The sequence below is a fragment of the Serratia sp. X3 genome (genome assembly GCF_014982455.1).
Lineage (GTDB): Bacteria > Pseudomonadota > Gammaproteobacteria > Enterobacterales > Enterobacteriaceae > Serratia > Serratia ureilytica.
Map to the genome: position 1 here is coordinate 181,394 of NZ_JADCNB010000005.1, position 13,597 is coordinate 194,990.

The window sequence follows — 13,597 nt, forward strand, 5'->3', positions numbered from 1 at the left end:
GCGGGACGCGAATAAATGCGCTGGTTGTTTGCCATGCTGATTGCTCTTTTCTGCTGGACCGGTTCGGTCTCCGGCCAACAGCTATGCGTGGCGTCATCCAAGCCCACCCCCAGCGCGCTGAGCAGCCTGCCGCCGCTGGCGGAGCCGGCGCTTTCCCCCTATGATCATGTGTATCGGGCACCGGCCGAAGCGCGCCGCAAAGCGCCCGGCAAGTTGCCGCTGCTGCTGCCCAGAGCGTACTCTTTCCCCGGTTCGCTGCTCGCGTCCTCCCTGCCGGCGCCGGTCTATATCCTGGCCGCAGAGCCGGGCTACCGAATTCGTTTCCCCCGCCAGGACACCCCGGCCCCCAACCGGCTTGCCCAGGTCGACTGGATGCTGGACGCCTCCAGGCAACAAAGTCGGCAGGCCGGCTGGAAAGAAAGCAACATGCAGTACCGTGGCACGCTGACTTACCACCTATGACCGGTGTCGCACCGCTTAGAAACCTTAAAGCAACGCCGTTTCATCGTTATCAGCATCCAGGATCGCCGCGCGCTTTCAGCCCACGCCCGCTCCGCCGCTGAGATAAAAATAAACAATGACGTTTTAGGAACACCGGATGGACATCATTAAAGAACTGATACATGCCTTATGGCAGCAGGATTTTGAGACGCTGGCGAACCCTTCGTTGGTGTGGACCCTCTACATCCTGCTGTTCATGATCCTGTTTTTGGAAAACGGCCTGCTGCCGGCCGCTTTTCTGCCGGGCGACAGCCTGCTGATCCTGGTCGGCGTGCTGATCGCCAAAGGCACCATGGGCTTCCCATTGACCATCGTTATCCTGACCGTCGCCGCCAGCCTGGGGTGCTGGGTCAGTTACATACAGGGCCGATGGCTCGGCAATACGCGAACGGTGCAAGGCTGGCTTTCGCATCTGCCGGCCCACTACCATCAGCGTGCGCATAACCTGTTCCACCGCCACGGCCTTTCCGCCCTGTTGGTCGGCCGTTTCCTGGCCTTCGTGCGCACCCTGCTGCCAACCATCGCCGGCCTGTCCGGCCTGAGCAACGCACGCTTCCAGTTCTTCAACTGGATGAGCGGCCTGCTGTGGGTCTTGATCCTGACGACGCTGGGCTTCGCCCTCGGAAAAACCCCGGTGTTCCGCAAGTATGAAGATCAGCTGATGTTCTGCCTGATGATGTTGCCGCTGGTGTTGCTGGTGGTCGGCCTGGTCGGCTCGCTGATCGTGCTGTGGCGCAAGAAACGCGCCAGCGGCCAGAACCCGGGGAAAGGGGCGTGACAGCAAAGCGCCCGCGCTGGCAATACGTCCTGATGATCGCGCTCGCCCTGCTGGCGCTGGCGACGCTGTTGGTGCCCTGCATGGTGCGCACCGAGAGCGAGCTGCGCATTCGCGCCAGCCAGCAAGGGCTGTCGCTGCCCGACGGTTTTTATGTCTACCAGCGCCTGGATGAGCGCGGTATCCGCATCAAAAGCATCACGCCGGAAGGCGATGGCTTGGTTATCCGTCTGGATTCTCCGGAGCAGCAGTTGCTGGCGCGCGAAGCGCTGCAAACCATCCTGCCGCCCGGTTATCACATCGCGCTGAGCGAATCTCCCGTGCCAACGCACTGGGTGCGCGAATTTGCGCGCTCCCCGCTCAATCTGGGATAATCCCCTTCAAATGAAGGGGATTCCTTTCATTGCCGTTATCTTCATTTGCATTCGCACCGCTTAGCTCAAAAATCAGTCAGTCGACACCAGGCCGCGACTGATTCTTTGGGGGCGCGCCGGTTTTATGACTATGCTGAAGGGTAACTTCAGCTGGCGATGAACGCCCTCCTCTCGCGCTGCCGCCTCCGGCAGTCAGGAAAGCGGATGCCTGTGCAGGCATCCCATGAAAAGGAACTGAGAAATGAAATTTCGCCACTCACTGTTACTGCTGCTGCCACTCTGCGCGCTGCCGACGCTGTCCTCGGCCGCTGAGGGCGGCTGCGCCGCCAAAGCGCAAAATATCCAGCAGCAAATCGACTACGCGACTCAGCACGGCAACACCCACCGCGTGGATGGGCTGAAAAAAGCGCTGAGCGAAGTGCAGACCCACTGCACTGAAGCCGGCCTGCAGGCCGAACGCCAGAAAAATATCGCAGAGAAACAGCGCAAGGTGGACGAGCGCCGGGAAGAGCTGAAAGAAGCGCAACAAACCGGCAAGCTGGACAAGGTCGCCAAGAAGCAGCAAAAGCTGGCCGAAGCGCAGGCTGAATTGAAACGCGCCCAGGCGGAATAATTTTTTTACACCAGCGGATTTATCGATGAGAGCCCCATCACACGGGATTTCTTAAGCATATGGAATTGATGTCTGGTGTTATCTGCTGGCCATCACCCCTTTGCTCCGGCGAAAAAATCCGCTATGTTAAAAGTCTGTCGAAATAAACGTTAAGGAATAATCACATGGCACATGATTCAAATGCAGAAAACTTACGCGCTGAACTGAAGTCCTTAGCCGATACGCTGGAGGAAGTGCTGAACTCCTCCACCGACAAGCCGAAAGCCGAGCTGGAGAAGCTGCGCTCGAAGGCGGAAGGCGCGCTGAAAGAGACTCGCGCTCGCCTGAGCGACGCCGGTGACAAGCTGGCTTCGCAAACCAAACAGATCGCCGGCCAGGCCGACGACTATGTGCGCGACAACCCGTGGACCGGCATCGGTATCGGCGCGGCGGTCGGCGTGGTGTTGGGCGTGCTGCTCGCGCGTCGCTAATCATGGCTGAACAACCGCAAGTGCGCGCACAGGGCCCCGCTAAAGGGGTCCTGGATATCGGTCAGCGCATCATCACGATCCTGGTCGGCATGGTCGAAACCCGTGTCCGGCTGGCGGTCGTCGAGCTGGAAGAGGAGAAAGCCAACCTCATTCAGCTGCTGATCATGGCCGGCATGACGCTGCTGTTCACCGCCTTCGGTTTGATGAGCCTGCTGATCCTGATCTTCTGGGCCATCGATCCGGTCTATCGGCTGGTGGCGCTGGGCGCGACAACCGGCGTGCTGCTGTTCCTCGCCGTAGTCGGCACCATCTGGACGCTGGTCAAGGCCCGTCGCACCACGCTGCTGGGCGCCACGCGCAAGCAACTGGAGCTCGATCGCGCCGAGCTGGAGCGAGAGCCATGAGCCGCCGCCGCTATCTGGCATGGAAAAAAGAGAGGCTGATTCGGCAGATCCAGCAACAGCGTCTGGATCTGGCCGAACACAAGTCTCTGTGGCTGGAAAAGACCGAACGCATCGACCGCGGCTGGCAAACGGTGTTTGGCCTGCGCCGCTATCTGGTGCTCGGTTCCAGCGTCATGGCGCTGTACGGCATCCGCCATCCCAGCAAGATGATCCGCTGGTCGCGTCGCGCTTTCGGCGCCTGGAGCGCTATCCGTCTGTTTAAAAAGACGTTTTCCGCCAAGTAAGCCGCTTGGCCTTTCCTTCAAACCTCCTGTTGCTCTGCCCGCATTTTCTCCCTTGATACAACGCGTCCAACCCCGGGGCCGGGCAACCTGCTGATCGGCGGCATTTTATTAGCACGCTAAAGATTCAGATTTTTTGAAAAATTACGACAGTTTTACTTGCTAACAACCTGAGCACTTCCCGCTTAACATTCACTCCATCAATACGATACGAGCCGGACAGGGCGAATGTCCTGATATACCGCTCGTTGACATGGCTTCCGCCGAACAGGCATACAAAAACACTTTGGAGTAGATGATGAAAAAATTAGAAGATACAGGTTTGTTGGTTGCTCGTATTCTGATGCCAATCCTGTTTATCGTGGCAGGCTACGGCAAAATGGGTGACGCATATGCCGGTACCCAACAGTACATGCAATCGATGGGCGTGCCTGGCTTCTTGCTGCCGCTGACCATCCTGCTGGAATTTGGCGGCGGTCTGGCGATCCTGTTCGGTTTCCTGACCCGCACCGTGGCGCTGTTCACTGCCGGTTTCACCATCCTGACCGCGCTGCTGTTCCACACTGATTTTGCGAACGAAGTAAACCAGCTGATGTTCATGAAAAACCTGACCATCGCCGGCGGCTTCATCGTGTTGGCGGTCGTAGGCCCAGGCGGCTTCAGCATCGACCGTATTCTGAACAAGAAATGGTAATCTAAACTGTCATTCAGGGCCCGGCATGCCGGGCCCTGCCGTTTTTTAACTCGGACACCAAGGAGATTCCCATGGGACAACTCGTCGATGGCGTTTGGCAAGACATCTGGTATGACACCAAATCTACCGGCGGCCGTTTCAAACGTTCAACCGCTCAGTTTCGCAATTGGGTGACCGCCGACGGTCAGCCGGGCGAACACGGCGTGGGCGGCTTCCAGGCCGAAGCGGGCCGTTATCACCTGTATGTTTCTCTCGCCTGCCCCTGGGCGCATCGCACGCTGCTGATGCGCAAACTGAAAGGGCTGGAGCAGATCATTCCGGTCTCGGTGGTGCACCCGCTGATGCTGGAAAACGGCTGGACCTTCGGCCAGGATTTTCCTGAAACCACCGGCGATCCGCTGTATCACGCCGACTTCCTGTACCAGATCTATCTGCGGGCCGATCCGCACTACAGCGGGCGCGTGACCGTGCCGGTGCTGTGGGATAAACAGCGGCAAACCATCGTCAGCAACGAATCCGCCGACATCATCCGCATGTTCAACAGCGCGTTTGACGGCGTCGGCGCTCGGGCGGGCGACTACTACCCGACCGCGCTGCGCGGCAAGATCGATGAGCTGAACAGTTGGATTTACGATCAAGTGAACAACGGCGTGTACAAGGCCGGTTTTGCCACCAGCCAGGAAGCCTATGACGAAGCGGTCAACGGGGTATTCAACGCGCTGGAACGCCTGGAGCAGATCCTGGGGCAGCATCGTTACCTGACCGGCGATCGGCTGACCGAAGCCGATCTGCGTCTGTGGACCACGCTGGTGCGTTTCGATCCGGTGTACGTCACCCACTTCAAGTGCGACAAACACCGCATCAGCGACTACCTCAATCTGTACGGCTTCCTGCGCGACATCTACCAGATGCCGGGCATCGCCGAGACGGTCAGCCTGCCGCACATTCGCAACCACTACTACCGTAGCCACGCCACCATCAACCCGCACGGCATCATTTCCATCGGGCCGGCGCAGGATCTGGACGAGCCGCACGGCCGCGACCAGCGCTTTGGTTAAGGCGAAAAAAATCCCCTTGCCGCCCGGCAAGGGGATGTCATCCAACCGACGTTAACGCTGCGCGAACAGGCGCGGAATCTCACGCAGGAACCAGGCTTTCGCCTCCCCCATGCTGTCGCGCCGCCAGGCCATGATGATGTCGGCTTCGCGGCTGTATTCCGGCCCGACCACGCGCAGCCGCCCGGCTTCGATATCTTTCTCCACCATCGGGTACGGCATGGTCGCCACCCCCAACCCGGCCAGCAGCGCCAGGCGTTTGTCTTCAATGGTGCTCACCGTCAGGCGCTGTTGCTTGTCCAGCAGCTGTACGGTCAATACCGGGCGCTCACGGGCGGTGTCGGCCACCGCAATGCCGCGGTACTTCACGCGGGTCACTTCGGAAAGCGGCTCCGGCTCCAGGTGGATCGGGTGATCCGGCGCGGCGACATAAACGCTCATCACCTTATACAGTTTGCGGGTGTTGATCTCCGACGACGCGCGGAAATGCATGTCCGGCGCGATCACGATGTCGGCGCGCCCCTGCTCCAGCCGCTCCCAGGCGCCCGCCAGCACCTCGGTGAAAATGGACACCTGGGTGTTGGCCTTCAGCGCCAGCTTGTCGACCAGCGGGAACAGCAGGCTCGGCGGCGACAGCGCTTCACTGACGATAGTCAGGTGAGTTTCCCAACCGCGCGCCAACGCTTCGGCGTCGGTAGTCAGCTTATCGGCCGCCTCCAGCAGCACCCGACCGCGTTCCAGCAACATGCGCCCCACGTTGGTGAACTTGGTGCGGTGGCCCGAACGGTCGAACAGCACCACGTCCAATTCTTCTTCCAATTTTTGCATGGTGTAGCTGAGTGCCGACGGCACCCGGCCCAATTCGTCGGCGGCCGCGGCGAAACTGCCGCGCCGGTCGATCGCGTCCATCACTCTCAGCGCCTCAAGCGTGAGCGCCCGATCTCTGGCCATCGCATCCCTCTGTCAGGAAATTTGAATATGCCGACCAGATTAACTGGCTAACAATCCGACGTCCAGATGCTTACCATTTGGATAATGAATTTAGAGAGCCAATTGCCATGATTACATGCAGAACAGCACAACAATGCGGGCAAGCTGACTTTGGTTGGCTGCAGGCTCGCTACACCTTTTCCTTTGGTCACTACTTCGATCCCAAACTGATGGGCTACGCGTCGCTGCGGGTGCTGAATCAGGAGGTGCTGGCGCCGGGCGCGTCGTTCCAGCCGCGCACCTATCCCAACGTGGATATCCTGAACCTGATCCTGCAGGGCGAGGCGGAATACCGCGACAGCGACGGCAACACCACGCGCGGTAAAGCCGGCGAAGCGCTGCTGTTGGCTACCCACCCAGGCCTGAGCTACAGCGAGCAGAACGTCAGCAGCGATACGCCGCTCACCCGCCTGCAGCTGTGGCTGGACGCCTGCCCGGAACGCAGCAACGAACGGGTGCAGCGCCTGGCGTTGCCGGCGGCGGGCAGCCTGCTGTTGGCTTCGCCGGACGGCGCGCAGGGCAGCCTGCAGCTGCGCCAGCAGGTCTGGATCCATCATCTCGATCTGCAGCCGGGCGAAGAACAAACGCTGACGATTAACGGGCCGCGCGCTTATCTGCAGTCGATACACGGCACCATCGCCGCCACCGGCGAGCGCCACGAGGAACAACGCCTGACCTGCGGCGACGGCGCCTTCGTGCGTGAGGAGAATCGCCTGACGGTCCGCGCCGAGACGCCGCTGCGCGCGCTGCTGATTGATCTGCCGGTGTAAGCCGGCCGGAAAACGAAAAACCCCGCGCAACTGACGTTGCGCGGGGTTTTCTTTTGTCGAGGGAGTTGACCGGTAAGCCGGGTTCTGTCGTGGACAGTCATTCCTCTAGGCCAGCAATCGCTCACTGGCTCAAGCAGCCTACCCGGGTTCAGTACGGGCCGTACCATGTGAACCCCTATTTGGCCTTGCTCCGGGTGGAGTTTACCGTGCCACGAACTGTTGCCAGCCGCGCGGTGCGCTCTTACCGCACCCTTTCACCCTTACCTGATCCCGCTTGCGCGGGCCATCGGCGGTTTGCTCTCTGTTGCACTAGTCGTAGGCTTGCGCCTCCCAGGCGTTACCTGGCACCCTGCCCTATGGAGCCCGGACTTTCCTCCCCTCCATCTGTCTCCCCGAAGAGGACGGCAATGAAGCGGCGACTGTCTGGTCAACTCCGGCGCGGATATTAGCGTCGCGGCGGCGGCAGGTCAACCGCTTTACGGCTGTTGTTGCTCCAGCGCGTGCTTATACAACGCATTTTTCTTCACGCCGTGGATTTCCGCCGCCAGCGCCGCCGCCTTTTTCAACGGCAGCTCTTTTTGCAGCAGCGCCAGCGTGCGCAGCGCCTCGAGCGGCAACGCATCCTCCTGCGCTTTGTGGCCTTCGACGATCAGCACCATCTCACCGCGGCGGCGCACTTCATCTTCCTGCACCCACGCCAGCAGCTCGCCCACCGGCGCGCCGTGGATGGATTCCCAGGTTTTGGTCAGCTCACGCGCCAGCACGACATAGCGCTGTGGGCCCCAAACGGTGACCATGTCCTGCAGACTTTCCAACAGGCGGTGAGTGGATTCGTAGAAAATCAGCGTGCGCGGTTCCTCCGCCAGCGCCATCAGCGTATCCTTGCGCCCCTTGGTTTTCGCCGGCAGAAAACCTTCGTAGCAGAAACGGTCGGAAGCGACGCCCGCGGCGCACAGCGCGGTAGTGGCGGCGCAGGCGCCCGGCAGCGGCACCACGCGAATGCCGGCCTCGCGGCAGCGGCGCACCAGGTGATAACCGGGATCGTTGATCAGCGGCGTGCCGGCGTCGGAAACCAGCGCAATGCTTTGGCCTTCCTGCAGTTTCGCCAGCAGCTGATCGGCCTTTTGCTGTTCGTTGTGATCGTGCAGCGCGAACAGACGCGCGTTGATCGCAAAGTGTTGCAGCAGCAATCCGGTATGGCGCGTGTCTTCCGCCGCGATCAGATCAACGCTTTTCAGTACCTCTAACGCGCGGTGGGTAATATCGCCCAGATTGCCGATTGGGGTGGGCACCACATACAGCGTTGATGCAGAAATGACTGATTGTTGGTGTTGATTCATTGTTTCATCCGGGTTGCCGATTTAATATTGAGCATCTTGAAAAAAACATCACTGGATACAGTATGCTTTCCTCAACATTCGTTCGTACCAAAGCAGGGCGTTCCAAGCCTGTCCGACTGACCGCAGTCATCGCCGCCGCCCTTTTCCTGGCAGGCTGTCCGAGTCGGGCCCCGCAAACGCCGCCCGCCAATATACAGGACGAAGCGAGCGCCAGCTCCGATTACTACCTGCAGCAGTTGCAGCAAAGCAGCGATGATAACAAGGCTGACTGGCAATTACTTGCTATTCGCGCCTTGCTGCGTGAAGGAAAACTGCCGCAGGCCGGCGACCAGTTGAATCAGTTGCCGAAAAACCTCAGTGGTGCACAGCAGACCGAACGCCAGTTGCTGACCGCCGAACTGCAGATCGCCAACAAGAGCTACGTCAGCGCCCGCAGCACGCTGGGCCACCTGGACAGCGGTGCGCTGTCGCCGAATCAGAAGGTGCGTTACTACCAGGCGCAGATCGCCGCCAATCAGGGCAAAGCATCGCTGCCGCTGATCCGCGCCTATATCGCTCAGGAGCCGCTGCTGACCGGCAAGGCGCACCAGGACAATCTGGATCAAACCTGGCAGGCCCTGCTGCAGCTGACGCCGCAGGAGATGAACAGCCTGGTGATCAACGCCGACGAGAACGTGCTGCAAGGCTGGCTGGATCTGCTGCGTGTCTATCAGGACAACAAGCAGGATCCCGATCTGCTGAAGGCCGGCATCAAAGACTGGCAGAACCGTTATCCGAAGAACCCGGCGGCCAAAACGCTGCCGGCTCGCCTGAATCAGGTGCTGAACTTCACCCAGGCCTCCACCTCGAAAATCGCCCTGCTGCTGCCGTTGAACGGCCAAGCGAAAGTGTTCGCTGACGCCATCCAGCAAGGGTTCGAAGCGGCGAAAAACGGCGGCTCCATGCCGGCGCCGCAGCCTCAAGCCGCGCAACCAGCCGGCGCGCCGGCCCAAACGGCGCCGGCCGATCAGGCCGCTGCCGGTGACATCAACGCCAACGGCGCGGTCAGCCCTTCGGCGCAAGAGAGCCAGCCGGCCGTGACCGCCGCGCAACCCGCTGCGCCGTCCAGCGCGCCGATAACGCCGCTGCAGGCCGCTAATGCACAGGTCAAAGTGTACGACACCACCAGCCAGCCGCTGGCCGCCTTGCTGAGCCAGGCGCAGCAGGATGGCGCCACTCTGGTGGTCGGGCCGCTGCTGAAAGAGAACGTCGATCAACTGTCCGCCAGCACCACCACGCTGAACGTGCTGGCGCTCAACCAGCCCGAAACGCCGAAGGACAATCTGAACATCTGTTACTTCGCCCTGTCGCCGGAAGATGAAGCGCGCGACGCCGCCCGCCACATCTGGGAACAACAGAAGCGTCAACCGCTGCTGCTGGTGCCGCGCGGCGCCTTCGGCGATCGCGTCGCCAAGGCCTTTAACCAGGAATGGCAGAAGCAAGGCGGGCAAACCGTGCTGCGTCAGGACATCGGTTCCGCCGGTGAACTGCGCCAGATGGTGAACAGCGGCGGCATCCGCATGACCGGCACGCCGATGTCGAGCGCCCCGGCGCCGCAGAGCGTGACCATCGCCGGGCTGACCATTCCGGCGCCGCCGAGCGACGTGCCCGCCGCTACCGGCGGCAGCGTCGACGCGGTGTATATCGTCGCTACCCAGTCCCAGCTGACGCTGATCAAACCGATGATCGACATGGCCACCAGCTCGCGCGGCAAACCGGCGATGTACGCCAGCTCGCGCAGCTACCAGGCCGGCGCCGGCCCGGACTTCCGTCTGGAAATGGAAGGTCTGCAGTTCAGCGATATCCCTCTGCTGGCGGGCTCAAACCCTCAGCTGTTGCAGCAAGCCAGCGCCCGTTTCCGCAACGATTACTCGCTGGTGCGCCTGTATGCGATGGGGATGGATGCCTGGACATTGGCCAACCATTTTGCTGAAATGCGCCAGCTGCCGGGCTTCCAGGTTTCCGGCACCACCGGTACGCTGAGCGCGTCGCCGAACTGCGTGATCAACCGCAAACTGCCTTGGCTGCAATACCGTCAGGGTACGGTCGTCCCGGTCTCTTGAACCCACGCGCCTCAGGGGCGGGCTATGAGTTAGTGGCCCGCCGTCATCTGGAACACGCCGGGCTCACCTTCTGCGCCGCCAACGTCGCGGTGCGCGGCGGTGAGCTCGACCTCATCATGCGCGACGGCGCCACCTGGGTGTTCGTCGAAGTGCGCTACCGCCGCAACGACGCTTTCGGCGGCGCGGCCGCCAGCGTCACCTCTCGCAAACAGCAGCGGTTGCTGCACGCCGACGCCGTCTGGTTGGCGGGACGCGGAGCCAGTTTTGACACATCATCTTGCCGTTTTGATGTTTTGGCCATTACCGGTAGCCAGTTAGAATGGATACCCAACGCCTTCAATGCGGATTAATCGGGGTTTTGCGGCGCAGACCGGCCCTTTGACTTAGTGGATTAATACAACGTGCTGGATAGAATTAAAGTCTGTTTTACCGAAAGCATCCAAACCCAGATCGCGGCGGCGGAAGCGTTGCCTGACGCCATCTCCCGCGCGGCGATGACGCTGGTTCAATCCTTACTCAACGGCAACAAAATCCTGTGCTGCGGCAACGGCACCTCGGCGGCCAACGCGCAGCACTTCGCCGCCAGCATGATCAACCGTTTTGAAACCGAGCGCCCCAGCCTGCCGGCCATCGCCCTCAACGCCGACAACGTGGTGCTGACGGCGATCAGCAACGATCGCCTGCACGACGAAGTGTACGCCAAGCAGGTGCGCGCGCTCGGGCACACCGGCGACGTGCTGCTGGCGATTTCCACCCGCGGCAACAGCCGTGATATTGTGAAAGCGGTCGAAGCGGCCGTCACGCGCGACATGACCATCGTCGCGCTCACCGGCTACGACGGCGGCGAACTGGCCGGGTTGCTCGGCCAACAGGATGTCGAGATCCGCATCCCGTCGCACCGCAGTTCGCGCATTCAGGAAATGCATATGCTTACCGTAAACTGCCTGTGCGACCTGATAGACAATACGTTATTCCCCCACCAGGACGATTAAGGAACTGAGATGAAGCTAAAAGCCACATTTGCAGTGCTGTCCAGCGCCCTGCTGTTGCAAGGCTGTATCGCCGGCGTCGTCGTCGGCAGTGCGGCCGTCGCCACCAAAACCGCCACCGACCCGCGCAGCGTAGGGACCCAGGTGGATGACGGCACGCTGGAAGCCAGGGTAGAAAGCGCCCTGAGCAAAGACCAGCAGTTGAAGAAAGAGGCCCGGGTGGTCGCCACCGCCTATCAGGGCAAGGTGCTGTTGACCGGCCAGTCGCCTAACGCCGATCTCACCGCGCGCGCCAAGCAGATCGCCATGGGCGTGGAAGGCACCACCGAAGTGTATAACGAAATCCGCCAGGGCACGCCGGTCAGCCTGAGCACCGCGTCCTCCGACACCTGGATCACCACCAAGGTGCGTTCGCAGCTGCTCACCAGCGATACGGTGAAATCGTCCAACGTGAAAGTCACCACCGAAAACGGTGAAGTGTTCTTGCTGGGCTTGGTCACACAGCAGGAAGGGCAGTCGGCGGCGCAGATCGCCAGCCAGGTCAGCGGCGTGAAACACGTCACCACCGCCTTTACCTATGTGAAGTAATCCGCCTGGCGGGAGCGGCGCCGTGCCGTTCCCGCCCGCTTAATCCAGCTTGTTCTCGCGTAAAAACGTTTCCCCGCCCAGTTGCCGCATTTGGCGCATAATCCACTGTTGACGCTGCACCACATAGCCGGAAGGCGCATCGGCCCTGAAGCGGTGCGGATTCGGCAATACCGCCGCCAGCAGCGCCGCTTCGGCAGCGGTCAGGCGCTTGGCCGGCTTATGGAAAAAGCGCTGTGAAGCCTCTTCCACGCCGAACACCCCGTCGCCGAACTCGACGATGTTCAGGTACACCGTCAGAATGCGCCGCTTGGTCCACACCAGCTCGATGCCCGACGTCAGCCCGGCCTCCAACCCTTTGCGCAGCCAGCTGCGGCCATCCCACAGAAACAGGTTTTTAGCGGTCTGCTGCGACAGCGTGGACGCGCCGCGGATGCGCGTCGGGCGCTTCTCGTTGTGGCTGAGCGCCTTTTCAATGGCCGCCACATCGAAGCCCCAATGGTCTGGAAACTTCTGATCTTCCGCTGCCATCACCGCCAGCGCCATCTGCGGCGAAATGTCGTCCATCGACACCCAGTCCGAATGAGCGACGTAGCCGAAGTCGCCGCTCAGCCAAGCGCTGACCTGCCGCTCCACCATCACGGCGGAAAACGGCACCGGCAGGAAGGCGAAGGCCACAATGCCCAACACCCACAGACCGATAATCGCGATGACACCGCGCTTCAGCCAATACCACGGACGCAGCCGCCGCCATCCGCCGACCGATTTGCTCATTCAGCCAGTTCCAGCACCCGCGCCACCAGTTTATCGATGCCGACGGCCGCCTGCGCGATCGACGGCGCCAGCATATAAGCTGGCGTGGTCACGATCTTGTGCTCGCTGTCCACCACGATGTCGTCCACCGGGCAAATCACCGGCTCGCCGCCCATGGCGTCAATCACTTCTCCCAGGTCGGGATCGTTGCCAATGGTCAGCCGCGCTTGTTGATCGAGCAGCTTCGGCAACAGCGCCGGTGCGATGCACATCAGGCCAATTGGTTTGTTGGCCTTATGCATCTCGCGCGTCAGACGCGCCAACGCTTCATCGACCCAACATTCCGCGCCGGCCTCGGCGAAATTGCTGAGATTCTTGGCGGCGCCAAAGCCGCCGGGCACAATCAGCGCATCCAGCTGTGCGGCATCCGCCAGCGCCAACGGCTGCACTGCGCCGCGGGCAATGCGCGCCGATTCAATCAGGACGTTGCGCGACTCCGCCATCTCCTCACCAGATAAGTGATTAATAACATGGCGTTGCGGTTTATCAGGCGCAAAACACACCGCCTGCGCGCCGGCACGGTCCAGCGCCAGCAGCGTCAGCACCGCTTCGTGGATCTCCGTACCGTCATAAACGCCGCTGCCGCTGAGGACTACACCCACCTTTTTCATCACTCTTCCTCCTGTCGCTGCTGTCAACTGGTTCGTGCTCGGAGTTGACAAACACTAATCTACATCACACATTTTAATGAATCTTCTAACAAGAGCGCTTACATTTGCTATGTTGTTGGCTGTATGATGTTTAGGAATTCGCTACAACCTGCTCGACCAGAACACTGAAACCAATACGCAGGTTCACAATTTCCCTGGTGTTGGCGCAATATTCGCGCACCCCGGCTCAC

The 13,597-nt window shown here is 60.9% G+C and carries 18 protein-coding genes and 1 other RNA gene; 14 read left to right on the top strand and 5 right to left on the bottom strand.

The genetic code is table 11. From position 1 onward, the window contains the following. Window positions 1–15: 15 nt before the first annotated feature. From IMX17_RS19215 to IMX17_RS19255, 9 genes are all read left to right on the top strand, one after another. A complete protein-coding gene (locus IMX17_RS19215; RefSeq protein ID WP_046897255.1) occupies window positions 16–462 on the top strand; it encodes a hypothetical protein in 447 nt (148 codons plus the stop codon). Window positions 463–598: 136 nt separating this feature from the next. Beyond that, window positions 599–1,279, top strand: a complete 681-nt coding sequence (locus tag IMX17_RS19220) for a DedA family protein (RefSeq protein WP_033644523.1) — start codon at window positions 599–601, stop codon at window positions 1,277–1,279. Further along, the gene (gene mzrA / locus IMX17_RS19225; RefSeq protein WP_071845111.1) at window positions 1,276–1,650 is read left to right on the top strand and encodes an EnvZ/OmpR regulon moderator MzrA; all 375 of its coding nucleotides are present in this window, start codon (window positions 1,276–1,278) and stop codon (window positions 1,648–1,650) included. Before IMX17_RS19220 ends, mzrA begins: the two co-directional genes overlap by 4 nt. Before the next feature lie 241 nt (window positions 1,651–1,891). Next, on the top strand, window positions 1,892–2,263 hold the full coding sequence (locus tag IMX17_RS19230) for a DUF1090 domain-containing protein (RefSeq protein ID WP_033644521.1): 372 nt from the start codon (window positions 1,892–1,894) through the stop codon (window positions 2,261–2,263). 164 nt (window positions 2,264–2,427) lie between these two features. Continuing rightward, a complete protein-coding gene (locus IMX17_RS19235; protein WP_004937125.1) occupies window positions 2,428–2,733 on the top strand; it encodes a YqjD family protein in 306 nt (101 codons plus the stop codon). A gap of 2 nt (window positions 2,734–2,735) precedes the next feature. Continuing rightward, window positions 2,736–3,137, top strand: coding sequence for a phage holin family protein (locus IMX17_RS19240; RefSeq protein ID WP_015379160.1), 402 nt, complete (start codon window positions 2,736–2,738; stop codon window positions 3,135–3,137). After that, complete coding sequence (locus tag IMX17_RS19245; RefSeq protein ID WP_094143359.1) at window positions 3,134–3,421, top strand: YqjK-like family protein; 288 nt, start codon at window positions 3,134–3,136, stop codon at window positions 3,419–3,421. Before IMX17_RS19240 ends, IMX17_RS19245 begins: the two co-directional genes overlap by 4 nt. A 295-nt stretch (window positions 3,422–3,716) precedes the next feature. Then, window positions 3,717–4,112 (top strand): DoxX family protein, encoded by a 396-nt coding sequence (locus IMX17_RS19250; RefSeq protein WP_193550147.1) that lies wholly within the window; start codon window positions 3,717–3,719, stop codon window positions 4,110–4,112. A 71-nt stretch (window positions 4,113–4,183) separates the two neighbouring features. Further along, the gene (locus IMX17_RS19255) at window positions 4,184–5,170 is read left to right on the top strand and encodes a glutathione S-transferase family protein (protein ID WP_046897253.1); all 987 of its coding nucleotides are present in this window, start codon (window positions 4,184–4,186) and stop codon (window positions 5,168–5,170) included. Between the two features lie 51 nt (window positions 5,171–5,221). Here IMX17_RS19255 and IMX17_RS19260 read toward each other — a convergent pair whose 3' ends face one another. After that, window positions 5,222–6,118: a LysR family transcriptional regulator gene (locus tag IMX17_RS19260; protein ID WP_025304355.1), complete on the bottom strand. Its 897-nt coding sequence runs from the start codon at window positions 6,116–6,118 to the stop codon at window positions 5,222–5,224. 107 nt (window positions 6,119–6,225) lie between these two features. Here IMX17_RS19260 and IMX17_RS19265 point away from each other — a divergent pair, with 107 nt between their 5' ends. Beyond that, entirely contained in the window at window positions 6,226–6,927 is a 702-nt protein-coding gene (locus tag IMX17_RS19265; RefSeq protein WP_193550132.1) for a pirin family protein, read from the top strand. A 57-nt stretch (window positions 6,928–6,984) separates the two neighbouring features. Here IMX17_RS19265 and rnpB read toward each other — a convergent pair. After that, window positions 6,985–7,362: RNase P RNA component class A (rnpB, locus tag IMX17_RS19270), an RNA gene on the bottom strand. Between the two features lie 41 nt (window positions 7,363–7,403). Then, window positions 7,404–8,267 carry a 16S rRNA (cytidine(1402)-2'-O)-methyltransferase gene (rsmI, locus tag IMX17_RS19275; RefSeq protein ID WP_004937108.1) on the bottom strand — a complete coding sequence of 288 codons (864 nt, stop codon included), beginning with the start codon at window positions 8,265–8,267 and terminating at the stop codon, window positions 7,404–7,406. A 62-nt stretch (window positions 8,268–8,329) separates the two neighbouring features. On the opposite strand from rsmI, the gene IMX17_RS19280 reads away from it, so the two are divergent. Genes IMX17_RS19280 through dolP form a run of 4 tightly spaced genes read left to right on the top strand, consistent with a single transcriptional unit; the run spans window position 8,330 to window position 11,946 of the window. Then, window positions 8,330–10,369 carry a penicillin-binding protein activator gene (locus tag IMX17_RS19280; protein ID WP_060660213.1) on the top strand — a complete coding sequence of 680 codons (2,040 nt, stop codon included), beginning with the start codon at window positions 8,330–8,332 and terminating at the stop codon, window positions 10,367–10,369. Continuing rightward, window positions 10,366–10,719: a YraN family protein gene (locus IMX17_RS19285; protein ID WP_193550133.1), complete on the top strand. Its 354-nt coding sequence runs from the start codon at window positions 10,366–10,368 to the stop codon at window positions 10,717–10,719. The genes IMX17_RS19280 and IMX17_RS19285 overlap by 4 nt, the downstream gene beginning before the upstream one ends. Before the next feature lie 51 nt (window positions 10,720–10,770). Then, on the top strand, window positions 10,771–11,361 hold the full coding sequence (diaA, locus tag IMX17_RS19290; protein WP_004937103.1) for a DnaA initiator-associating protein DiaA: 591 nt from the start codon (window positions 10,771–10,773) through the stop codon (window positions 11,359–11,361). A 9-nt stretch (window positions 11,362–11,370) separates the two neighbouring features. Further along, window positions 11,371–11,946, top strand: a complete 576-nt coding sequence (gene dolP / locus IMX17_RS19295) for a division/outer membrane stress-associated lipid-binding lipoprotein (protein WP_021505102.1) — start codon at window positions 11,371–11,373, stop codon at window positions 11,944–11,946. Window positions 11,947–11,985: 39 nt separating this feature from the next. Here dolP and mtgA read toward each other — a convergent pair whose 3' ends face one another. Together mtgA and elbB are read right to left on the bottom strand one after the other, a co-directional pair. Further along, window positions 11,986–12,717 carry a monofunctional biosynthetic peptidoglycan transglycosylase gene (mtgA, locus tag IMX17_RS19300; protein WP_046897250.1) on the bottom strand — a complete coding sequence of 244 codons (732 nt, stop codon included), beginning with the start codon at window positions 12,715–12,717 and terminating at the stop codon, window positions 11,986–11,988. Then, window positions 12,714–13,367, bottom strand: coding sequence for an isoprenoid biosynthesis glyoxalase ElbB (elbB, locus tag IMX17_RS19305; protein ID WP_193550134.1), 654 nt, complete (start codon window positions 13,365–13,367; stop codon window positions 12,714–12,716). Before elbB ends, mtgA begins: the two co-directional genes overlap by 4 nt. Window positions 13,368–13,597 lie beyond the last annotated feature (230 nt).